The sequence below is a fragment of the Paraburkholderia terrae genome (assembly GCF_002902925.1).
GTDB classification, from domain to species: domain Bacteria; phylum Pseudomonadota; class Gammaproteobacteria; order Burkholderiales; family Burkholderiaceae; genus Paraburkholderia; species Paraburkholderia terrae.
On record NZ_CP026111.1, the window covers coordinates 895,951 to 918,321 of the forward strand.

The following is a 22,371-nucleotide window of genomic DNA, read 5'->3' on the forward strand; positions in this document are numbered from 1 at the left end:
GTTTGGTCATGCAACGTCGTTTCATTCTGAAGGCCGCGGCCGTGTTGGGCGTGGCGTCGCTCATCGGCGCTTCATCGCTTGCATTCGCCGACGAATCGATCAAGGTCGGCGTGACGGGTGGCCCGCACGCGCAAATCATGGACGTCGTGAAGACGGTCGCCGCGAAGAACGGCCTGAACATCAAGGTCATCGAGTTCTCGGATTACGTGCAGCCGAATGCGGCACTCGCGGGCGGTGACCTCGACGCGAACAGCTATCAGCACGACCCGTATCTGCAGGCGCAGGTGAAGGATCGCGGCTATAAGCTGATCAAGATCGCCGATACCGTGACCTACCCGATGGGCATCTATTCGAAGAAGGTGAAGACGCTGGCCGAACTGCCGGCGGGCGCGAAGATCGCCGTGCCGAACGATCCGACCAACGGTGGCCGCGCGCTGCTGTTGCTGCAGAAGCAGGGCTTGATCAAGCTGCGCGCCGACGCGGGCCTGAAGGCGACACCGCTCGATATCGTCGAGAACCCGAAGAAGCTGAAGATCGTCGAACTCGATGCCGCGCAGATTCCGCGCTCGCTCGGCGACGTCGATGCCGCCGCGATCAACACGAACTTCGCGATGGAAGCCGGTCTGAAGCCGAAGCAGGACGCCATCGCGATCGAAGATCCGAAGGGTCCGTACGTGAATGTCATCGCGATCCGCGAGGCGGACCGCAACAAGCCGTGGGTGGCGAAGCTGATCGCGGCTTACCACTCGCCGGAAGTGAAGCAGTTCATCGAAAGCAAGTTTGGCGGCGCGGTGATCGCGTCCTGGTGATCCGGCGTGGCGCCGCGTTATGTGTGATGGATGGCGCGCCGGACCGCTTTGTCTGAAGAATCGGTAGGAACCCGGGCTTGGCGTCCGGGTTTTTTTAGATATAGAATAGCACGACCGTTCGCTATTTCCGTCATCCCGTCGGGGAGCGATATCCTCAACACCAAGCAATCCCGGAGCGGCTGCCGCAGACGCTGTCGCTATAATGTCCGTCGGGTTGACGTATTCGTAACTTTGGAGCGTGTGCATGAAAATCCTGGTGCCAGTCAAGAGAGTGGTTGACTACAACGTGAAGGTCCGCGTGAAGTCGGACAACACAGGCGTCGACATTGCGAATGTAAAGATGTCGATGAATCCGTTCGACGAAATCGCTGTCGAAGAAGCCGTGCGTCTGCGCGAAGCGGGCGTGGCGACGGAAGTGATCGCCGTGTCGGCAGGCGTGACGCAATGTCAGGAAACGCTGCGCACGGCGCTGGCGATCGGCGCGGACCGCGCGATCCTGATCGAATCGGGTGAAGACCTGCAACCGCTGGCCGTGGCGAAACTGCTGAAGGCGCTGGTCGACAAGGAACAGCCGCAGTTGGTGATTCTCGGCAAGCAGGCCATCGACGACGATTCGAACCAGACGGGTCAGATGCTCGCTGCGCTGGCCAATTTGCCGCAGGCGACGTTTGCATCGAAAGTTGTCGTGGCGGATGGCAAGGCGACGGTGTCGCGTGAAGTCGATGGCGGCGCGGAAACGCTGTCGCTGACGTTGCCCGCAGTCATCACGACCGATCTGCGCCTGAACGAGCCGCGCTACGTGACGCTGCCGAATATCATGAAGGCGAAGAAGAAGCCGCTGGAAGTCGTGAAGCCCGAAGACCTGGGCGTCGATGTCACGCCGCGTCTGAAGACGCTGAAGGTCAGCGAGCCGCCGAAGCGCTCGGCTGGTGTGAAGGTGGCCGATGTGAAGACGCTGGTCGAGAAGCTGAAGACCGAAGCCAAAGTGCTTTGATCGACGGACACGCGGAGACAAATGAAATGACGATTCTGGTAATTGCTGAACACGACAACGCGGCGCTGAAGGCAGCGACGCTCAATACGGTTGCTGCCGCGCAGAAGATCGGTGGCGACGTTCATGTGCTGGTGGCGGGTCACAACGCGCAAGGCGCGGCTGATGCGGCTGCGAAGGTGGCGGGCGTGGCGAAGGTGCTGCTCGCCGATGCGCCGCAACTGGCCGCAGGCCTCGCGGAAAACGTCGAGGCGACGGTGCTGAATATCGCGAAGGACTATTCGCACATCCTCGCGCCGGCTACGGCCTACGGCAAGAACATCGCCCCGCGTATCGCCGCGAAGCTCGACGTCGCGCAGATCAGCGACATCACGGCTGTTGATTCGGCCGATACGTTCGAGCGCCCGATCTACGCGGGCAACGCGATCGCGATCGTGCAATCTCAAGATCCCATCAAGGTCATCACGGTTCGCTCGACGGGCTTCGATCCCGTTGCAGCAGAAGGCGGCAGCGCATCGGTCGAGAAGATCGAAGCGGCCGCCGATACGGGCATCTCGCAGTTCGTGAGCCGTGAGGTGACGAAGCTGGATCGTCCGGAACTGACGTCGGCGCACGTCATCGTGTCGGGTGGCCGTGGTCTGGGCAGCGGCGAGAACTACACGAAAGTGCTGGAGCCGCTGGCTGACAAGCTCGGTGCGGCAATGGGCGCATCGCGCGCAGCGGTCGATGCTGGCTACGTGCCGAACGACTATCAGGTCGGTCAAACCGGCAAGATCGTCGCGCCGCAGTTGTACATCGCGGTCGGCATCTCGGGTGCGATCCAGCATTTGGCCGGCATGAAGGACTCGAAGGTTATCGTCGCGATCAACAAGGACGAAGAAGCGCCGATTTTCAGCGTCGCGGATTATGGCCTCGTCGGCGACCTGTTCACCGTCGTGCCGGAGCTGGTGAAAGAACTCGGCTGATAACGCAATACGCCGCCTGACGGCGCACGACAGCAAAGCGAAGAGGCGCGAGGATGTTGAATCCAGCGCCTCTTTTTTCATCGGAGTCAGGGAGGAGACACACATGAGCTACACGGCACCCATCAAGGACATGATGTTCGCGATGCAGGAACTGGCCGGACTGGATGACATTGCAGCGCTGCCAGGCTTCGAGGACGCGAACGCTGAAACCGCGCAAGCCGTGCTCGAAGAATCCGCGAAGCTGTGCGGCGAAGTGCTGGCGCCGCTGAACGTCGAAGGTGACCGGAACCCGAGCAGCTGGAAAGACGGCCACGTCACGGCGACGCCCGGTTTCGCCGATGCGTTCCGCCAGTTCGCCGCAGGCGGCTGGCAGGGCGTGCAGCATCCCGTCGAGTACGAAGGCCAGGGCCTGCCGAAGCTGATCGCGACGGCGTGTATCGAGATGCTGAACGCGTCGAACCTGTCGTTCGCGCTGTGCCCGCTGCTGACGGATGGCGCGATCGAGGCGCTGCTCACGGCAGGCAGCGATGAGCAGAAAAAGACCTACGTGCCGAAGCTGATTTCCGGCGAATGGACTGGCACGATGAACCTCACCGAGCCGCAAGCCGGCTCCGATCTCGCACTCGTGCGCACGCGTGCCGAGCCGCAGGGCGATGGTTCTTTCAAGCTGTTCGGCACGAAGATTTTCATCACGTGGGGCGAGCACGACATGGCGGACAACATCGTCCACCTCGTGCTCGCGCGCACGCCCGATGCGCCCGAAGGCGTGAAGGGCATTTCGCTGTTCGTCGTGCCGAAGTTCCTCGTCAATGAGGACGGCTCGCTGGGTGAGCGCAACGACGTGCATTGCGTGTCGATCGAACACAAACTCGGGATCAAGGCGAGCCCGACAGCCGTTCTTCAGTTCGGCGATCACGGTGGCGCAATCGGTCATCTGATCGGCGAAGAAAATCGCGGCCTCGAATACATGTTCATCATGATGAACGCGGCGCGTTTTGCGGTCGGCATGCAGGGCGTGGCCATATCGGATCGCGCGTACCAGAAGGCTGTCGCGTACGCGAAGGACCGCGTGCAGAGCCGGCCAGTTGACGGCTCCGCGAAACAGGCGGTATCGATCATTCATCATCCCGACGTGCGTCGCATGCTGTCGACGATGCGCGCGCTCACGGAAGGCTCACGGGCATTGGCGTACGTCGCGGCGTCGCACAGCGATCTCGCGCACCGCCACCCCGACGAAGCGAAGCGCGCGGAACATCAGGCGATCTATGAATACCTGGTGCCGATCGTGAAGGGCTGGAGCACGGAGCTGTCAGTGGATGTGGCGAGCCTTGGCGTGCAGGTGCATGGCGGCATGGGCTTCATCGAGGAAACGGGCGCGGCGCAGTACTATCGCGACGCGCGCATCCTGCCGATCTACGAAGGCACGACGGCTATCCAGGCGAACGATCTCGTCGGTCGCAAGACGGTGCGCGATGGCGGCGCGGTCGCAAAAGCGCTGCTTGCGCAGATTGCGCAGACGGTCGAAGCGCTGAAGCAGCATAAGGGCGCAGCGTTCGATTCGATGCAAAAGCATTTGTCGCTTGGACATGACGCATTGCAATCAACGGTAGCGTATGTCGTCGCGAATACGAAGAGCGATCCGAATGCAGTATTCGCAGGTAGCGTGCCCTATCTGAAGCTCGCAGGCATAGTGCTGGGCGGCTGGCAGATGGCGCGCGCGATGCTGGCCGCGCAAGAGAAGCACGCGCAAGACCCATCGTTCTACGGTGCGAAGATCGCAACCGCGCAGTTCTTCGCGGAACATCTGCTGCCGCAGGCAGTGGCGCTGGAAGCGTCGATCACCAGCGCGAAGGGCGGCGAGGGCATCCTCGCGTTGTCCGAAGACCAGTTCTGACGACGCTCGATGCGCGTCGCGTAGAAAACCAAAGCACAAAAAACAACGGCGCCGAGAGGCGCCGTTGCTGCATCAGGAAGACGTGAATCAGGCGTAAGCCGGACGCGTCTGACCCGTCGTTTCGCCGAGATAGCGATGCACCGACAGATCGCCCGACTGGATCGCCGGACGCTTGCCCGAGATCAGGTCGGCGAGCAGTTGGCCCGAGCCGCATGACATCGTCCAGCCTAGCGTGCCGTGTCCCGTGTTCAGGAACAGGTTCGACACGGGCGTCCGGCCGACGATCGGCGTGCCGTCCGGCGTCATCGGGCGCAGGCCCGTCCAGAACGTCGCTTTCGACGTATCACCGCCGCCCGGGAACAGGTCGTTGACGCACATCTCAAGTGTCTCGCGGCGCGCCTGCTTCAGCTTTTTGTCGAAACCCACGATCTCCGCCATCCCGCCGACGCGAATCCGGTCGTCGAAACGCGTGATCGCGATCTTGTACGTCTCGTCGAGCACCGTCGACACGGGCGCCGATTTTGCATCGACGATCGGCGCGGTGATCGAGTAGCCCTTGAGCGGATACACGGGAATCTTGACGATGTCCGACAGGAACTTCGTCGAGTACGAACCGAGTGCGACGACGAAGCTGTCCGCGCGCACCATCTCGCTGCCGCATTTCACGCCGGCGATACGCTCGCCTTCCATCGCGAGCGCGTCGATCGGCGTGTTGTAGCGGAACTTGACGCCCAACTGTTTGGCGAGCGCGGCAAGGCGCGTCGTGAACAACTGGCAGTCGCCCGTTTCGTCGCCCGGCAGGCGCAGGCCGCCCGTCAGCTTGTGCGCCGTCGCCGCGAGCGCCGGTTCGGCGCGCGCGAGGTCGCCCGGCATCAGCAGTTCGTACGGCACGTTCGCTTCTTCGAGCACCGCGATGTCCTTCGCCGCGCCATCGAGTTGCTGTTGCGTGCGGAACAGTTGCAGCGTGCCGCCCGTACGGCCTTCGTACTGGATGCCCGTTTCGGCGCGCAGCGCCTGCAGGCAATCGCGGCTGTATTCGGCGAGACGCACCATGCGGCCCTTGTTGACGGCATAGCGCGCGGACGTGCAGTTCTGCAGCATCTGCCACATCCATTGAAGCTGGAATTGCGTGCCGTCGAGCCTGATGGCGAGCGGCGCGTGCTTCTGGAACATCCATTTGACGGCCTTCAGCGGCACGCCCGGCGCGGCCCACGGCGCCGCGTATCCTGGCGAAATCTGGCCGGCGTTGGCAAAGCTCGTTTCGAGCGCAGGACCCGCTTCGCGATCGATCACCGTGACTTCATGACCTGCGCGCGCAAGATAATAGGCGGTCGTTACCCCAACGACGCCACTGCCCAGAACGACAACTCGCATAGCTGCTCCATAAAGGTCGGAAGGCCGCGGCGTGATGGAAAACCTCGCTTTTTCGTGCTTTTGTTCGATTGACGAGGTGATTTGCCGAATGCCTAGTGTTAACCGCTATACTATTTGCGTCGATGTAGGTTTTGTTATCGTATTTTTTAGATTTTCAGTAAAAACCATGCGTACACAGCGTCAACCGATTCGAGCGCTCGACAAGCTCGATCACAAGATCCTGAAAATCCTCCAGCAGGACGGCCGGATCGCGATGAAGGAACTGGCCGAACAGGTGGGTCTTTCGGTGACGCCGTGCATCGAGCGCGTAAAACGCATGGAGCGCGACGGCGTCATCACGGGCTATCACGCGCGCGTGAATCCGGCAGAGTTGGGCGCGGCGCTGCTGGTGTTCGTCGAGATCACGCTCGATCACAAGAGCGGCAACATGTTCGACCAGTTCCGGCGCGAAGTGCAGAAGATTCCCGAGGTGCTCGAATGCCATCTGGTGTCGGGCGATTTCGACTATCTGATCAAGGCGCGCATCGGCGAAATGGCGGACTACCGGAAGCTGCTCGGCGACATCCTGTTGCAACTGCCGGGCGCGGTGCAGTCGAAGAGCTATGTCGTGATGGAAGAAATCAAGGAAACGCTGAACATTGCTGTAGGCGAATGAGGCCTACGGCGAGGCTCGCGGGCGGTTGACCCGGCCCCGAAAGTCACGCTCGACAAAAGCGGTAAACACTGTATATTTGTACAGTATTTAGCGTTGCTTTTGCCGTGTGCCGTGACAGACTACGACCGAGACATTCCGGAATTTCCAATCGCGCCACCTGCTCCGCGCAAGGGGCGGGGCGCGGTCACGAACCTGCAGGGCCGCTACGAAGTGGACCAGCGCGAGGCCGTCGACGATGGCTGGATCGCGCCGTCGGAAGAGGAAAGTGGGCGTCCCGCGTTACGCACGCAGATATTCGAGGAGCGCGCGAAAAGCATCCTCACGCACAACCAGTCGCCGGATATTCCGTTCAGCGTGTCGCTGAATCCGTATCGCGGGTGCGAGCACGGCTGTATCTATTGCTTCGCGCGGCCTACGCACAGCTATCTTGGCCTGTCGCCGGGACTCGACTTCGAAAGCCGGATCTACGCGAAGGTCAACGCGCCGGAACTGCTCGCGCGTGAAATGGCGAAGAAATCCTATGTGCCGGAGCCCATCGCACTCGGCGTGAACACGGATGCATGGCAGCCCGTCGAGCGGGACCTTCAGCTCACTCGGCGCGTAACCAGGTCATGAGCGAGCACAACCAGGCCTTCGCTGCGATCACCAAGAACTCGCTGATCGAGCGCGATATCGATCTGCTCGCGCCGATGGCCGAGAAAGGGCTGATGATGGCGGCCATCACCATCACGACGCTCGATGCCGATATCGCCCGCACGCTGGAGCCGCGCGCCGCCACGCCCGCGCGGCGGCTCAGGACGATCCGCGCGTTGAGCGAGGCGGGCATACCGGTGGGTGTGAGCATTGCGCCCGTGATTCCGTTCGTCACCGATCAGGATATGGAGCGCGTGCTGGAGGCTTGCGCCGAAGCGGGCGCGACGAGCGCGAGCTATATCGTGTTGCGTTTGCCTTGGGAAGTTGCGCCGCTCTTCAAGGGCTGGCTGGAAGCGCATTTCCCCGACCGCGCCGAGCGCGTGATGAACCGCGTGCGCGACATGCGCGGGGGCAAAGACTACGACTCGTCGTTTTCGACGCGCATGAAGGGCGAGGGGCTATGGGCTGATCTGCTCAAGCAGCGCTTTGCGAATGCGGTGCGGCGGCTTGGTTTGAATGCGCGCAATCACGGCATTCTCGATATGTCGCATTTCAAGCGTGTCGAGTTGCTCAAACCGCTTAAACCGGCTGCGCCCGACACGCCTCAATTGAGTCTTTTCTGAGTGCAACCTTATTGCGAGATCGTTTTTGCGGCCTCGACCTGAGATTCGAAGTAGGTCTGGAACGACAGCGCGAGTCCCGTCATCAGCAGGAATGCGCCGATTAGCAGCGAAAAGATCACGACGAAGATCACGGTCCAGCCGGAGCGGCTCTGCTGGTCGGTGTGCGCGTTGAACTGGGCGTCCCATTTTTCGTCGGGGCGCAGACCGTAGACGATCGCCGCGAGGAAAGCCGCCAGCATCGACACGGCGCCGGGAAAGGCGAGCACCCAGCCCATGATCGCGGCGCGCTCGGTAGCGGCGAGCAGCATGAAGCCAGGAATGCCGATGATCGTTCCGACGAGATGCGCCCAGCCCCACACGTCGCGCAAACCGTACAGATAGAAGCGGTGGGCGCCGAGCGTGCCGAAGAAGAACGCGAGCGCGGCGGTAAGGGTCTTGGAGCGAAAGCGCGAGTTATGCGTAGCGACGGTGGCCATGAGCGTGAGCGACAGGGTGACGGACTGCTTCTGAGGCTGCGGATCCCGCGCACAGCCGTCGCGCATTCTACGCTGGCCGCATAGCGCGCGGCACTTGTGGAGACTTATGCCGGCATTCCGCGGCGGTCCGGCGCGAAGTGGATGTGACACGGAAACGGCGGCGCAGCGTGGCATCCGCGCGACGGTACACTGAGAAACAGGTAAAACCGCCGTCAGCAAGCGCCGCATGGCGCTTCCACACGGCTTGTACGGACTAATCTGGAGCTGGCAAGCACGGCGTTGAGTCTCGGCTACGGCCCCGCGGCTCAGTTTATCCCGCTAAGTGTTTGTTGTGCTTTCGGTTTCCGGCTATAATCGCACGTTTCAGTAGTTTCGAACCCCGGTTTTCAAGGATTCCAGTATGGTCATCATCCGCTTGGCTCGTGGCGGCTCGAAGAAGCGCCCTTTCTACAACATCGTCGCAACCGATTCGCGTAACCGTCGTGACGGCCGCTTCATCGAGCGCGTTGGTTTCTACAACCCGGTCGCTACGAAGGGCGAGTCGCTGCGTATCGCTCAAGACCGCCTGACGTACTGGCAAGGCGTTGGCGCGCAACTGTCGCCGACCGTCCAGCGTCTGGTGAAGGAAGCGCAAAAGGCGCAACCGGCTGCTTAAGTGCAGTTTCACGGTACATCGACGGCTCGTGCGGCATTGGTTCTGCGCGAGTCCGAAATGTGCAGGTTTGACGTATGCAGGCTTGAGGTTCGCTGATGTCGGAGCGTGATTCGGATAGTTCAGGACGCGCGAAGGCGAAAACACAGCCTGGCGCGCGAGCGTCGTTTGGCGCGTTTGTCCGCAAGCCGGTCGAACGACCTGCGGCGAGTGCGGCAACGGCCGAAGCCGCGCAGGACATGCAGGCTGAATCGTCCGAAAGCTGGCCCGACGACGCTGTCGAAGTCGGCGCAATCGTCGATGCATACGGTCTTAAAGGTTGGGTAAAGGTGGCCGCACACGCGGACGCCGGTCATGGCGGCGACGCCTTGCTCAGTGCCAAACGCTGGTGGCTCGAGAAGGGCCGCGAGCGCAAGTCGGCGCGCCGCCTGCAGTCCAAGGTTCACGGCGACAGTATCGTTGCGCAACTCGGCGGCCTGGCCGACCGGGATGCGGCATTCGCGATGCGTGGTCATCGCGTCTACGTGCGCCGCAGCGATTTCCCTGCGCTCGGAACCGACGAATTTTACTGGGTCGACCTGCTGGGCCTCGATGTGGTCAACGAGGCGGGCGTCGAACTCGGCAAGGTCGCAGATCTGATCGACAACGGTGCGCAGTCGGTGTTGCGCATCGAGTATCCGGCTACTGGCAAAGACGGCGAGCCGGTCACCGGCGAGCGCTTGATCCCGTTCGTCGGCGTCTTCATCAAAACGGTGGATCAGGCGGCGAAGAAGATCATCGTCGACTGGGAAGCCGATTACTAAAACATTTCGCTTCACGGAGAGAGCGATGCAGTTCGATATCGTTACGCTCTTTCCTGACATGTTTCGCGCGCTGACCGACTGGGGTATTACGAGCCGCGCGGCGAAGCAGGAGCGATATGGGTTGCGCACGTGGAATCCGCGTGATTTCACAACCGACAACTACCGCACAATCGACGATCGCCCGTACGGCGGCGGCCCCGGCATGGTGATGCTGGCCAAACCGCTGGAAGATGCGATCGGCGCCGCGAAAGCGGCGCAGGCGGAGCAGGGCATTGGCGGCGCGCGCGTCGTGATGATGTCGCCGCAAGGCACCACGCTCAATCACGACAAGGTCATGCGCTTTGCCGCTGAGCCTGGTCTGATTTTGCTGTGCGGCCGCTACGAAGCGATTGATCAACGTCTGATCGATCGCGTCGTCGACGAAGAAGTCAGCCTCGGCGACTTCGTGCTGTCGGGTGGCGAGTTGCCGGCCATGGCGTTGATCGATGCCGTCGTGCGTCATTTGCCGGGTGTGCTGAACGACGCGCAATCGGCGGTGCAGGACAGTTTCGTCGATGGCTTGCTGGATTGCCCGCACTACACGCGTCCCGAGGAATACGACGGCGTGCGTGTGCCGGATGTGCTGCTCGGCGGCCATCATGCGGAAATCGAGTTGTGGCGGCGGCGCGAAGCGTTGCGCAATACGCTGGTCAAGCGGCCCGACCTGATCGTTCAGGCCAGAAAGAACAAGTTGTTGAGCCGTGCCGACGAGGCGTGGCTCACAAATCTCGCCAAGGAAGCGTCGAAGCATTGAGCTTCGTGCGACAAAGCGGGATCAAGGCGGAACCGTCCATGCGTGGCCGGCTCCAGATGTGAACCCATCCTCTATCGGGGCCGTAGCCGAACGCGCGATGCGCGAGGCAGGTACGAACGCCGACAAGATGGCAACAGGAGTCAGTAATGAATCTGATTGCAAAACTCGAGCAGGAAGAAATCGAGCGCGCGCTCGCAGGCAAAACCATCCCCGAATTCGCTCCTGGCGATACGGTGATCGTCAGCGTCAACGTGGTTGAAGGTAACCGCAAGCGCGTTCAGGCTTACGAAGGCGTCGTGATCGCGAAGCGTAATCGTGGCCTCAACTCGTCGTTCATCGTCCGCAAGATTTCGTCGGGCGAAGGCGTCGAGCGTACGTTCCAGACGTATTCGCCGCTGCTGGCAAGCATCGTCGTCAAGCGTCGTGGCGATGTGCGTCGTGCGAAGCTGTACTACCTGCGCGAACGTTCGGGCAAGTCGGCTCGGATCAAAGAAAAGCTGGTGTCGAAAGACCGCGCTGCAGCTGCTCAAGAGTAAAAGCTGTAAGAAAAAGCACCCTCCACGGGTGCTTTTTTTGTTTGCCAGGTCAAAATAGCGTCGTGTCCCACCAGCGCTCGTTTCGAGACTTCCATTGACCGCGCCTTCCCGTCCCTCTCGTCCCGTCTTTGATCCCGAAAGCTTGCCTGTCGAACCGGCCGATGTCGATCTGCCCGCTGTCGCGCCCGCGCGTCTGACGCCGGATGCCCTGCGCGCACGCTTCGAGCAAAACGTGCCGTGGGAGCAGGAGACGCGCGAAGTACGGTGGCGCGAAACCGGCGATCCGCGTGTCGCCGCCGTGCTGGTGGCGCTGGTCGTGCGCGACGGCGGATTGACCGTGCTGCTCACGCAGCGCACCGCGCATCTGAATGATCACGCGGGGCAGGTCAGCTTTCCTGGCGGGCGCCACGAGCCTCACGACGCCACCACGACGGCAACCGCCTTGCGCGAAGCGCAGGAAGAGGTCGGCCTGGATCCTTCGCGCGTCGAAGTGCTGGGCGCGCTTCCCGAGTATCTGACGGGCACGGGTTTTCGCGTGACGCCCGTCGTCGGTCTCGTGCATCCGCCGTTCACGGTTCAGGCAGACACGTTCGAGGTCGCGGAAATTTTCGAGGTCCCACTAAGCTTTTTGATGGACCCGAAGAATCACGAAGTGCGTGTGCTGAACTGGGAAGGCGGCGAGCGTCGTTTTTTTGCAATGCCGTATCCGCGCGGCGAAGTAGGCGGCGATTACTTCATCTGGGGCGCAACGGCGGGCATGTTGCGCAATTTCTATCGCTTCCTCGCTGCATGATGCATAGCCGCGCGATCGGCATGCAGTCTCGCTGCATTACGTTTGTATTGCAGCCGCTCAGCCTCATCCGACCCTGTGCTATCGTAGTGACCAATTCCGCTCATCGGACCGGATCGGCCGGCAAGAACCGCCCGGTAAGAACTCGAATAGCACGGCGTCTCGCATGACTTTTTTCTCCGTATTGCTGGCCCTCATCATCGAACAGATGCGCGCGCTGTCGCCGAACAATCCGGTGTCGGCACTCCTTCAATACCACGCGGAATCGACGGCGCACGGCTTCGATGCCGGTAAGGAGAAGCACGGCATCCTCGCATGGCTGGTCGTCGTGCTGCCGTGGACGCTCGTCACCGGCCTGATCTATTTCGTGCTGTACGAGATTCACTTCGTGCTCGCGTTCCTGTGGAACGTCGCGGTGCTGTACTTCACGCTCGGCTTTCGCCAGTTCAGCCATTACTTCACGGACATCCATCTGTCGTTGAACAACGACGACGTGCCGCGCGCGCGTGAGATCCTCAATGAATGGACGGGCCTCGATACCGTCGACATGCCCGTCAGCGAGATCGTCCGTCACACGCTGATTCATGCCGTCGTCGCATCGCATCGGCATGTGTTCGGCGTGTTCTTCTGGTTCCTGATTCCAGTCGGGCCGGCGGGCGCGGTGCTGTATCGCACGGCTGAGTATCTGGCGCGCACCTGGTCGAAGCCTGTCGACGACCGGACGGCTGCGTTCTCTACCTTCGCGCAACGCGCTTTCTTCGTGATCGACTGGATTCCGTCGCGTTTGACGTCGATGGGCTTCGCGATTGTCGGCAACTTCGAAGACGCGATCTATGCGTGGCGCAATCATGCGCGTCAATGGCCCGACCCGAACGACGGCGTGCTGCTCGCCGCCGGCAGCGGCGCGCTGGGCGCGCGTCTCGCGGGCCCGCTCGCCGAAGTATCGAGCCTCGACGCGCTGGCAACGGGCGACGGTGGTCCGATGCCCGTCGGCGACGACTGCACGCCGCGCACGCTGCAATCCGCTGTGGGCCTCGTGTGGCGGGCTGTCATCCTATGGATGATCCTGTTGCTGATGCTGACGATCGCTGTCTGGCTCGCCTGAAAGCCGCGCTACGCACCTAAGCGTGATTCAGCCGTCCAGAGGATCGCGCGCCGTTCCGCAATTCCAGCACACGGTGAACTGCGCTTCGAGCACTTCACCGCAATGCGCGCAGCGCCAGCCGGGCGCGCCGACGGCCGGCCCGCTGCGCGCCGCATCGATCAACTTCCTCGCCAACGCTTCGTCGCGCTCGTCCATGAGCCACAACTCCGGCGCGCACTGATCCGCCGGAATCTCGCCGATCGCGCCGCTCAGATAGCGGTTATGCAATTCGCACGCGATACCCGCCGCCGCCAGCACGTTGATCCAATGCTGCCCGATCACGACGTTGGGCGCGCGCATGAGCTTCATCATGATTGCGTGTCAGCGGACGATCTGGCTCGCCTCATGTACGAGCTGCGCGTAGAGCGCATGCCGTTCTTTCGCGATGCGGCCATCGGCGACGGCTTCGAGGATCGCGCAGCCGGGTTCGTGCAGATGATGACAGTTGTAGAACCGGCAGTTGGGCAACAGCGGCCTGAACTCGGGAAACGCGCGTTCGAGCTTGCCTTCCGTCAGATGATGCAGGCCGAATTCCTGAAAGCCCGGCGAATCGATCAACGCGCCTTCGCCACCAGGAAGCGGGTAGAGGCGCGTGAACGTGGTCGTGTGACGGCCGCTGTTGAGTGCCGTCGAGATTTCGCGCGTCGCCACTTCGGCATCGGGAATCAGCAGATTGACGAGCGTCGACTTGCCCATGCCCGACTGACCGAGCAGCAACGTCGAGTGGCCGTTCAGATGGGCTTCGAGCGTTTCGCGCGCGGCGTCCGGCTGTGCTTTGATCGACACTTCGAGGACCGTGTAGCCGAGCCCGCGATACCGGTCGAGCCGTTTGCGCGCGAGCGCCAGCGCGGCTTCGACGTCGATCTTGTTCAGCAGGATCAGCGGCTTGAGCTCGTTCTCTTCCGCAGAGACGAGCGCGCGGCCGAGCAGGTCTTCGCTGAAATGCGGCTCGGTGGCGAGCACGATCAGCAACTGATCGAGATTCGCGGCGAAGAGCTTCGACTTGTACTGATCCGAGCGATACAGCAGATTGCGCCGTTCACCGATCTCGACGATCACGCCCTGATCGGCTGAGGTCGACTCGTACAGCACCTGATCGCCGACGGCGATCTCGCTGCGCTTGCCGCGTGGGAAGCATTGCAGGATCGCGCTGCCGTCCTCGGGCGCGACGATGTAGTGACGTCCATGCGCGGCGATCACGAGGCCGCGCACGCGCTCCTGCGCGCGGTCGCTGGTGACAGCGGCGCGCAGCGCTTTCGGCGAGCGGCCGCTCATGCGTGACGCAGCAGACGGTCGATCCGCTGCGAGGCGGGCGGATGCGAGTAGTAGAACGCGGTATAGAGCGGGTCTGGCGTGAGCGTCGACGCGTTGTCTTCGTACAGCTTGACGAGCGCGTTGACGAGATCCTTCGCGTCGGCCTGCGTCGCGGCGAATGCGTCCGCTTCGAATTCATGCTTGCGCGAACTGAGGCTGCCCAGCGGCGTTACGAAGAACAGGAAAACGGGCACCGCGAGGAAGAACAGCACGAGCGCGAGCCCGTCGTTGCTGCCCGTCATCGACGGACGCACGCCGAGGCCCTCGAAGAACCACGTACGCTGCGTGAGCCAGCCGAGCAGCGCGAGCATCGCGAGGCTGATCAGGAACGTGACGACCATCCGCTTGATCACATGGCGGCGCTTGAAGTGGCCGAGTTCATGCGCGAGCACCGCTTCGATCTCGCTGCCCGACAGACGCGAGAGCAGCGTGTCGAAGAAGACGATGCGCTTGGACGAACCGAAGCCCGTGAAATACGCGTTGCCGTGCGCGGAGCGGCGGCTACCGTCCATCACGAACAGGCCCTTGGCCGCGAAGCCGCAGCGCTTCATCAGCGCATCGATGCGCTGCACCAGCGCTTCGTCTTTCAGCGGCTCGAACTTGTTGAACATCGGCGCGATGAAGCTCGGATAGAGGATCAGCACGAGCATCTGGAACACCACCCAGACGACCCACGTCCACCACCACCAGTACGTGCCCGCCTGATTCATCAGCCACAGCACGACGAACAGCAGCGGCAGGCCGAACGCGGCGCCGAGCAGCACGCCTTTGATGCGGTCGACGAAAAAGATGCGTTTCGTCATCCGGTTGAAGCCGAAGCGCTGCTCGATACCGAACTGGCGGTAATAATCGAACGGCAGGTCGATCGCGCTCGTGATCGCGATCACGGCCGCCACCAGCAGAATCTGGCCGATATAGCCCTGGCCCGCGAGATCGCCGATGGCGAAATCGAGCGCCTGCACGCCGCCCAGCAGCGTGAGCGCGATCAGCACGGCCGCGCCGACGACGATCTCGATCATCGTGAGCCGCGTGCGCTCAACCGTGTAATCGGCGGCGCGCTGGTGCGCGGACAGGGCGATCGTGCCCGCGAATTGCTGCGGCACGCTCTCACGGTGCGCCGCAACGAAGCGGATCTGGCGCGACGCTAGCCAGAGCTTCGTGCCGACCATCGCCAGCACGGCGATCACGAACAGAACGGTGAAGTAGAGAGGAGGCATCCGGGGAATCCGTAGGTTCTATGCGAGAATTATATGTTTGTTCCCGCTTGTGGGCGGGAGCGCGCCATCTTCGGCGGGCGGCGGTTGTAGCGTGATCCGCTCGCGCGGTCTCAAATCAAGGTTGCCTTCAATGACTGACATTATCGAATCCGTCAATCAGCCGCTCGTGCGCAGCGACATGAATCTCGTCTGGCTGGACATGGAAATGACGGGGCTCGATCCCGACAACGACCGCATCATCGAAATTGCCGTGGTCGTGACGAATTCGACGCTCGACAGGCTGGTTGAAGGCCCAGTGCTCGCCATTCATCAGAGCGATGAAACGCTCGGCAAGATGGACGACTGGAACAAGAACACGCATGGCCGTTCCGGGCTGATCGACCGCGTGCGCGCGTCGACGGTGACGGAAGCCGACGCTACTGAACAGATCCGCGCGTTCCTCGGCCAGCACGTGCCGCCCGGCAAGTCGCCGATGTGCGGCAACTCGATCTGCCAGGACCGCCGTTTCATGGCGCGCTGGATGCCCGAACTGGAGACGTTCTTCCATTACCGCAACCTCGACGTCAGCACGCTGAAGGAACTGTGCCGCCGCTGGCAGCCCGCGATCTACAAGGGCTTCCAGAAGCGTGCGATGCATACCGCGCTCGCCGACATCCACGAATCGATCGACGAACTGCGCTACTACCGCGAGCATTTCCTGATCCCGGCCGCGAGCACGCCTGTCGACGCGCCGTCGAGCGACGCGCCCGCGAAATAACGTTCAGCCTTGCCGCGGAGCGCGCACCGCGCTCTTCGGCCGGAACGCCGTCACGACGGCGGCGTTCGTCTCGATGTACGGGCCGCCGATCAGGTCGATGCAATACGGCACGGCGGCGAAAATGCCCGGCACCTTCACTTTCCCCGTTTCATCGCGCAAGCCTTCCAGCGTTTCCCTGATCGACTTCGGCTGCCCCGGCAGGTTGATGATCAGCGCAGCGTGCTCTGCCGTCTCGCGGATCACCGCCACCTGACGCGACAGGATCGCCGTCGGCACGAAGTTCAGGCTGATCTGCCGCATCTGTTCGCCGAACCCCGGCATTTCCTTTGTCCTGGCCGCGAGCGTCGCCTCGGGCGTCACGTCGCGGCGCGCGGGACCGGTGCCGCCTGTCGTCAGTACGAGATCGCAGCCGGCTTCGTCGACCAGTTCGATCAGCGCCTTCGTGATGGTCGGCGCGTCGTCCTGGATCAACCGCGTTTCCGTGCGAAACGGCGAGGTGAGGGCGCCGCCGAGCCATTCCTGCAGCGACGGAATGCCCTTGTCTTCATAGACGCCCGTGCTGGCGCGGTCGCTGATCGACACGAGGCCGACGATCAGCTCGTCGGGATGATTACGCACGGGATTCGTCATCGTCGTCGTCCAGATCGTCGGAATCGTTGCTGTCGGCATCGTCGTTGCCGGCGCCGTCGGCGTTCTTGATCCACTGGAACAGATCGCGGAAGTAGCGCGGCGGCTTGCCTTGCTGCGCTTCCCTGCGCGCGTTGCGGATCAGCGTGCGGCCTTCCTGCGGGTCGACGGCAGGATGCTGGCGGATGAATTCGGTCAGCGCGGCGTCGTCGGCGAGCAGTTTTTCGCGGGTGCGCTCGATCCAGTGCAGGCGCGCCGTTTCGGCCTTGTTGACGCCCTTGTACTTGTCGAGCGCTTCGCGCAGCGCGGCCGTTTCTTCGTCCAGCAGGCCGCGCATCACCTTGCCGACGTACTGCATCTGGCGGCGCTTGCCTTCGTGATCGGTGATGCGGCGTGCTGCGCGCACGGCGTCATCGAGCGATTCGGGCATCGGCATGCGCTTCAATGCGTCTTTCGGCAGCGCGACGAGTTCTACGCCCAGCTCCTGCAACGCGTGCATTTCGCGCTTCAGTTGCGACTTGCTGGGACGGTCATACCCGTTGTCGTCGACGACGGCAGCGGGTTCCATGGGTTGAATGCGGGTTTTGCGTGTCATGCGCGATATTGTAGCGTGCCGGGCCGCGCTGGCTGGGCGAGGTGCGGTCCGCGAAGTACATGCGCGGGAGGCACATGCGAATGCCAGGTACGCTAGCGTAGAGCTTGCTATGATCGCGGGATGCGTCGGCGCACAGGCCGGCTGAATACAGCGCTGGCAACGACGAACTCTCGCGGGCTTCGGCCCGGACGGCACCGCAACTCAGGACGGCAAACGACAATGGCAGCAGACACGGAAGCCCGGCAACGATTTTTCCCGCATACGCAGGATGAACTGAAGGAAATCGCCTCCGACATTCTTCGTCACGCAAAGTCGCTCGGCGCAAGCGACGCGGCAACCGAGATTTCGGAAGGCGACGGCCTGTCCGTCTCAGTGCGTCGCGGCGAAGTCGAAACGATCGAGCACAACCGCGACAAGATGGTCGGCGTGACGGTGTTCATCGGCAACAAGCGCGGCAATGCGAGTACCTCTGACTTTTCGTCCGAAGCGCTGAAGGACACGGTGATGGCCGCGTACAACATCGCGCGCTTCACGGCCGAGGACGACTGTGCGGGCCTCGCGGAAGAAGAGCTGCTCGAAAAGGACCCGCGCGATCTCGACCTGTATCACCCGTGGAATCTGGACGCGGACGAAGCGGTCGAACTCGCGCGCCGCGCGGAAGATGCGGCCTTCGCCGTGAGCCCGCAGATCAAGAATTCGGAAGGCGCGAGTGTGTCGGCGCAGCATTCGCAATTCGTGCTCGGCACGTCGCGCGGGTTTCTTTCGGGCTATCCGTATTCGCGTCATTACGTGGCGTGCGCGCCGATCGCGGGCAGTGCGCGCAACATGCAGCGCGACGACTGGTACACGTCGAAGCGCAGCGCAGGCGAGCTTGCCGATCCCGAGGCCGTCGGCCGCTATGCCGCGGAGCGCGCGTTGGCTCGCATGGGCGCGCGTGGGCTCGATACGCGCAAGGTGCCTGTACTGTTCGAAGCGCCGCTCGCGGCGGGACTGCTCGGCGCGTTCGTGCAGGCGACGAGCGGCGGCGCGCTGTATCGCAAGACGACGTTCCTGGTTGATAGCCTTGGCAAGCCGGTATTTGCACCGCATGTGCAGGTTGTCGAAGATCCGCATGTGCCGCGCGCGATGGGCAGCGCACCGTTCGACGAAGAGGGCGTGCGGACGAAGCAGCGTTCTGTTGTGAAAGATGGCGTTGTCGAAGGGTATTTTCTGTCGACGTATTCGGCGCGCAAGCTCGGTATGCCGACCACGGGGAATGCGGGTGGTTCGCATAATCTGTCGCTGCGGAGTTCTTTGACGCAGGCGTCTGATGACTTCGAGGAGATGCTTCGCAAGCTTGGGACGGGGTTGTTGCTCACCGAGTTGATGGGGCAGGGCGTCAACTACGTGACGGGCGATTATTCGCGCGGCGCGTCAGGGTTCTGGGTCGAGAATGGGAAGATTCAGTATCCCGTTGAAGAGATCACTGTCGCCAGTACGCTCCAGGAGATGTTCCGGCATGTCGTGGCGATTGGGGCGGACACGATTGTCCGCGGGACTAAGCAGACTGGCTCTGTTTTGATTGAGCGGATGACTGTGGCAGGGCAGTGATTGTTTTTTTGGCCTGCGGCCGGCTGGGTTTTTGATTGGCTTGTCGCTGGATTTTGTTATGCGTTTGGTGTTTTTGCCTCTGCGATGGCAGCCGGTTGTGGCTTCGCGGCGCGAGTGGTTTGGTTTTTTTGGGTTTTCGCTGGCATCCGCGTTTTGTTAGCGCGCTTCAAGCGTCGCCCCTGTGCGGGGCGGCACCTACTTTTCTTTGCCGCCGCAAAGAAAAGTAGGCAAAAGAAAGCGGCTAACACCGCCAGCCTGTGTTATTACCCACGGGCCCCCAGCGTCCCCACACTTCACACGGCAGCGTATCTGTTCGCGTACGTTGCCAACGCTCCAATCCAGCGCATCACCCGCTTCACACACCCGCGTCGCAGCATGCCGTACCAGATAGTCCACGGCCGCCCAGGTGGCAAACTGTGTGTAGGCCCTTGTGCTCCACACGCCTCACTCCAGACCGATAGCGCACGCGTCCCACTCCGTAAGAGCGCTACCCTATACGACGCGACAACCTACACACAGTTTGCCACCTGGGCGGCACAAACCATTCGCTGCCACTAACACGTGTACGGGTGTGTGAAGTGGGTGAGGCGTTCATTCAAAGCGTTGGCAACAAGCATGAGTCACGTGATTGCCGTGTGAAGCGTAAGACCCTTTGGGGGCCCTCAGGCAAACACTAGAACTGGCGGTGTTAGCCGCTTTCTTTTGCCTACTTTTCTTTGCGGCGGCAAAGAAAAGTAGGTGCCGCCCCGCACAGGGGCGACGCTTGAAGCGCGAAGGCAAAGCGCGGATGCCAGCGAAAAGCAAAGCAAAGCAAACCAAACCAAACCAAACCAAACCAAACCAAACCGCCCGCGCCGCAAAGGCGCCACCGCGGCTGCCAGCGCAGAGACAAGAAATCCAACCGCTAACGAAGCGAATGCGCCTCAACCAAACAGCGTCGCAGACGAAAAAAACCTACCGCGCTACGCGCTGATGAGTCACAAACGCATACTCAAAATCATTCGGCTCTTTAGCCCGATGCGTCTCGCGAGAAACCTCGCGCCAAATTGCGGGATCAGGCGCCGGAAACCTGGCATCGCCATCAAAGTCGGCATGAATCTCAGTAACGATCATCTTATCCGCGCGCCGCGCACCTTCCTCATACAACTGCGCGCCGCCGATCAAGAACGCCTCAGCGGCCCCATCACGTTCAGCGAGCGCCAACGCATCATCGAGATTAGTAACGGTATCGCACCCGTCAAAACGTCGTTGAGCATCGCGCGTCACAACAATATTGCGCCGCCCAGGCAGCACCCGCCCAATTGATTCATGCGTCTTGCGCCCCATGACAATAGGCGCGCCCATCGTCGTGCGTTTGAAGAACGCGAGATCTTCGGGCAGCCGCCAGGGCAACTGGTTATCACGGCCGATCACGCCATTGCGGGCGCGAGCGACGATCAGGGTCAGCGTCGTCATGCGGGAAGTGAAGCGGATAGAAAGCGGAAGCCGATTCTACCCGACCGCGCGCCGTCCGCCAGAACGCGCGTCACTCAAGCACACCCGCGAACCGCAAAGCCGAACCCGCAACCAGAACTAACCGTCACTCGCGCGATTCTTGATCGCCCCCATACGCGCCCTTGCCATCTCCCTTCTCGTCGCCCTTGAAACCCGCCTTCTCGTCGGTCGACGCATCCCGCAACCCATGCGTGCCCATCAGCCGATACAGCGTCACACGCGAAATCCCAAGATCCGTGGCCGCCTCGTTGAGCCGGTGCCGGTGCCGCAGCAACGCGACTTCGATCGCACGCTTCTCGGCGGCCTCGCGCGCCTGCGCAAGACTCATCGTCTGCTGCTCGCTGAAGTGCGCGAGGTCGAGATCCTCGGCGGAAATCAGCTTGTTCTCCGCCATCACGATCGCGCGGCGCACCCGGTTGATCAACTCGCGTACGTTGCCCGGCCAGTGGTAGTTGTACATCGCCTCGATCGCCGAGGGCGTGAAGCCGCGAATCTTGCGCGCATTGTCCGTCTTGAACTTGCCGAGTATGTGATGAGCAAGCAGCTCGATATCCTTGCCCCGCGAGCGCAGCGGCGGCTCGTCGACGCGCAGCACACACAGCCGGTGAAACAGATCCTGGCGGAAGCGCCCGTCACCCATCGCGCCTTCCAGATCGACGTGCGTCGCCGAAATGATGCGCACGTCGACGGAAATCGATTCGTGGCCGCCCAGCCGCTCGATCTTGCCTTCCTGAAGGAAGCGCAACATGCTCGCCTGGCTCTCCATCGGCAGATCGCCGATTTCATCGAGAAACAGCGTGCCGCCGTTGGCCGATTCGACGCGCCCGATCTTGCGCTGGTTCGCGCCCGTGAACGCGCCGCGCTCGTAACCAAACAATTCCGACTGCAACAGATGATGCGGAATCGCGCCGCAATTGATCGGCACGAACGGCGCCTTGCGGCGCGGCGAGCGCTCGTGGATCGCCAGCGCCGTCAGTTCCTTGCCCGTGCCCGATTCGCCCGAGATGAACACGCTCGCGTCGGTGTTCGCGACCTTGCGGATCGTGCGGAACAGCTGCTGCATCGCTTCGCAGGTGCCGACCATCTCGTCGTCGCTCGCGCCCGTCGTGTCGGGCGGAAAATCGGCGTCGCACAGATTGACCATGCCGTACGCGTGGCCGACCAGATAGTCGATCGTCGCGTTCGCCACGGGAATCTTCACGTAGTCGAAACAGTAATGGCGGATCAGCCGCCGCACGGCCGGGTCCGCGAGCCGTTCGGGATTCGCCAGCGCGATCCAGCCGACCTGCTGCGCGCGCAAGCTTGCCTCCAGGCCGGGCAGATCGCGCACGGAAAAGCTCGCCATGTCGACGATTCCCGCGCACATCGTCGCGGGCTTCACGAGCCGGCCGATCTCGTGCGCCGAGCGCGCGACGAGCACGCTCCAGCCGCGGCTCTTCAGATGCTCGACGAGCGCGTCGTCGGGCGTGCGCGCGGCGTACAGCAGGATCCGCGAGCCGGGATCGGGCGCGGCGCCACGCGGCGCGTCGACGGCCACGGGATGCGCCGCGGGCGTGTCGCTCCCGCGTGACACGGCAAGACGCAACCCGGATCCGGCGAGTGGGGGAACGGAGTTCAGATGAGAAGTTTCGCGCACGAT

22 protein-coding genes and 1 pseudogene are annotated in these 22,371 nt (G+C 62.3%); 14 read left to right on the plus strand and 9 right to left on the minus strand.

The window, feature by feature from the left end; translation table 11 throughout:
- Positions 1-8: 8 nt before the first annotated feature.
- The 4 genes from C2L65_RS04030 to C2L65_RS04045 all read left to right on the plus strand — a co-directional run bounded on the left by C2L65_RS04030 (position 9) and on the right by C2L65_RS04045 (position 4,659).
- Positions 9-809 carry a MetQ/NlpA family ABC transporter substrate-binding protein gene (locus tag C2L65_RS04030; RefSeq protein WP_042314516.1) on the plus strand — a complete coding sequence of 267 codons (801 nt, stop codon included), beginning with the start codon at positions 9-11 and terminating at the stop codon, positions 807-809.
- A gap of 244 nt (positions 810-1,053) precedes the next feature.
- Complete coding sequence (locus C2L65_RS04035) at positions 1,054-1,803, plus strand: electron transfer flavoprotein subunit beta/FixA family protein (protein ID WP_042314517.1); 750 nt, start codon at positions 1,054-1,056, stop codon at positions 1,801-1,803.
- Between the two features lie 26 nt (positions 1,804-1,829).
- Positions 1,830-2,765: an electron transfer flavoprotein subunit alpha/FixB family protein gene (locus tag C2L65_RS04040; protein WP_042314518.1), complete on the plus strand. Its 936-nt coding sequence runs from the start codon at positions 1,830-1,832 to the stop codon at positions 2,763-2,765.
- Between the two features lie 103 nt (positions 2,766-2,868).
- A complete protein-coding gene (locus C2L65_RS04045; protein WP_042314519.1) occupies positions 2,869-4,659 on the plus strand; it encodes an acyl-CoA dehydrogenase in 1,791 nt (596 codons plus the stop codon).
- An 87-nt stretch (positions 4,660-4,746) separates the two neighbouring features.
- Here the strand turns inward: C2L65_RS04045 and C2L65_RS04050 are convergent, their stop codons facing one another.
- The gene (locus C2L65_RS04050) at positions 4,747-6,033 is read right to left on the minus strand and encodes a D-amino acid dehydrogenase (RefSeq protein WP_042314520.1); all 1,287 of its coding nucleotides are present in this window, start codon (positions 6,031-6,033) and stop codon (positions 4,747-4,749) included.
- 166 nt (positions 6,034-6,199) lie between these two features.
- Here C2L65_RS04050 and C2L65_RS04055 point away from each other — a divergent pair, with 166 nt between their 5' ends.
- Both C2L65_RS04055 and C2L65_RS04060 read left to right on the plus strand, forming a co-directional pair.
- Positions 6,200-6,688 carry an Lrp/AsnC ligand binding domain-containing protein gene (locus C2L65_RS04055; protein ID WP_042314521.1) on the plus strand — a complete coding sequence of 163 codons (489 nt, stop codon included), beginning with the start codon at positions 6,200-6,202 and terminating at the stop codon, positions 6,686-6,688.
- 111 nt (positions 6,689-6,799) lie between these two features.
- Positions 6,800-7,944 (plus strand): annotated as a pseudogene (locus tag C2L65_RS04060) (PA0069 family radical SAM protein).
- Between the two features lie 8 nt (positions 7,945-7,952).
- On the opposite strand, the gene C2L65_RS04065 reads toward C2L65_RS04060, so the two are convergent.
- Positions 7,953-8,420, minus strand: a complete 468-nt coding sequence (locus C2L65_RS04065; protein WP_042314536.1) for an NINE protein — start codon at positions 8,418-8,420, stop codon at positions 7,953-7,955.
- A 400-nt stretch (positions 8,421-8,820) separates the two neighbouring features.
- On the opposite strand from C2L65_RS04065, the gene rpsP reads away from it, so the two are divergent.
- From rpsP to C2L65_RS04095, 6 genes are all read left to right on the plus strand, one after another.
- Positions 8,821-9,075, plus strand: coding sequence for a 30S ribosomal protein S16 (gene rpsP / locus C2L65_RS04070; RefSeq protein ID WP_006476550.1), 255 nt, complete (start codon positions 8,821-8,823; stop codon positions 9,073-9,075).
- Between the two features lie 95 nt (positions 9,076-9,170).
- Positions 9,171-9,875 carry a ribosome maturation factor RimM gene (rimM, locus tag C2L65_RS04075; RefSeq protein WP_042314522.1) on the plus strand — a complete coding sequence of 235 codons (705 nt, stop codon included), beginning with the start codon at positions 9,171-9,173 and terminating at the stop codon, positions 9,873-9,875.
- Positions 9,876-9,900: 25 nt separating this feature from the next.
- Positions 9,901-10,668 (plus strand): tRNA (guanosine(37)-N1)-methyltransferase TrmD, encoded by a 768-nt coding sequence (gene trmD, locus C2L65_RS04080; protein WP_042314523.1) that lies wholly within the window; start codon positions 9,901-9,903, stop codon positions 10,666-10,668.
- A 146-nt stretch (positions 10,669-10,814) separates the two neighbouring features.
- Positions 10,815-11,204, plus strand: coding sequence for a 50S ribosomal protein L19 (rplS, locus tag C2L65_RS04085; protein ID WP_035990096.1), 390 nt, complete (start codon positions 10,815-10,817; stop codon positions 11,202-11,204).
- 94 nt (positions 11,205-11,298) lie between these two features.
- Positions 11,299-11,997, plus strand: coding sequence for a CoA pyrophosphatase (locus tag C2L65_RS04090; protein WP_042314524.1), 699 nt, complete (start codon positions 11,299-11,301; stop codon positions 11,995-11,997).
- 163 nt (positions 11,998-12,160) lie between these two features.
- A complete protein-coding gene (locus C2L65_RS04095) occupies positions 12,161-13,099 on the plus strand; it encodes a CobD/CbiB family protein (RefSeq protein WP_042314525.1) in 939 nt (312 codons plus the stop codon).
- Between the two features lie 27 nt (positions 13,100-13,126).
- Here the strand turns inward: C2L65_RS04095 and C2L65_RS04100 are convergent, their stop codons facing one another.
- Genes C2L65_RS04100 through C2L65_RS04110 form a run of 3 tightly spaced genes read right to left on the minus strand, consistent with a single transcriptional unit; the run spans position 13,127 to position 15,669 of the window.
- Positions 13,127-13,447 (minus strand): putative signal transducing protein, encoded by a 321-nt coding sequence (locus C2L65_RS04100; protein ID WP_042314526.1) that lies wholly within the window; start codon positions 13,445-13,447, stop codon positions 13,127-13,129.
- 12 nt (positions 13,448-13,459) lie between these two features.
- Positions 13,460-14,413, minus strand: a complete 954-nt coding sequence (gene rsgA / locus C2L65_RS04105; RefSeq protein WP_042314527.1) for a ribosome small subunit-dependent GTPase A — start codon at positions 14,411-14,413, stop codon at positions 13,460-13,462.
- Complete coding sequence (locus C2L65_RS04110) at positions 14,410-15,669, minus strand: M48 family metallopeptidase (protein ID WP_042314528.1); 1,260 nt, start codon at positions 15,667-15,669, stop codon at positions 14,410-14,412. The genes rsgA and C2L65_RS04110 overlap by 4 nt, the downstream gene beginning before the upstream one ends.
- A gap of 130 nt (positions 15,670-15,799) precedes the next feature.
- Here C2L65_RS04110 and orn point away from each other — a divergent pair, with 130 nt between their 5' ends.
- A complete protein-coding gene (orn, locus tag C2L65_RS04115) occupies positions 15,800-16,426 on the plus strand; it encodes an oligoribonuclease (RefSeq protein ID WP_042314529.1) in 627 nt (208 codons plus the stop codon).
- 3 nt (positions 16,427-16,429) lie between these two features.
- Here orn and mog read toward each other — a convergent pair whose 3' ends face one another.
- Entirely contained in the window at positions 16,430-17,056 is a 627-nt protein-coding gene (gene mog / locus C2L65_RS04120; protein ID WP_042314537.1) for a molybdopterin adenylyltransferase, read from the minus strand.
- Complete coding sequence (yjgA, locus tag C2L65_RS04125) at positions 17,037-17,648, minus strand: ribosome biogenesis factor YjgA (protein WP_042314530.1); 612 nt, start codon at positions 17,646-17,648, stop codon at positions 17,037-17,039. The genes mog and yjgA overlap by 20 nt, the downstream gene beginning before the upstream one ends.
- Positions 17,649-17,867: 219 nt before the next feature.
- On the opposite strand from yjgA, the gene pmbA reads away from it, so the two are divergent.
- On the plus strand, positions 17,868-19,238 hold the full coding sequence (pmbA, locus tag C2L65_RS04130) for a metalloprotease PmbA (protein ID WP_007580226.1): 1,371 nt from the start codon (positions 17,868-17,870) through the stop codon (positions 19,236-19,238).
- A 954-nt stretch (positions 19,239-20,192) separates the two neighbouring features.
- Here pmbA and C2L65_RS04135 read toward each other — a convergent pair.
- Both C2L65_RS04135 and C2L65_RS04140 read right to left on the minus strand, forming a co-directional pair.
- On the minus strand, positions 20,193-20,693 hold the full coding sequence (locus tag C2L65_RS04135; RefSeq protein WP_042306804.1) for a dihydrofolate reductase: 501 nt from the start codon (positions 20,691-20,693) through the stop codon (positions 20,193-20,195).
- A 124-nt stretch (positions 20,694-20,817) separates the two neighbouring features.
- The gene (locus tag C2L65_RS04140; RefSeq protein WP_042306806.1) at positions 20,818-22,368 is read right to left on the minus strand and encodes a sigma-54 dependent transcriptional regulator; all 1,551 of its coding nucleotides are present in this window, start codon (positions 22,366-22,368) and stop codon (positions 20,818-20,820) included.
- Positions 22,369-22,371 lie beyond the last annotated feature (3 nt).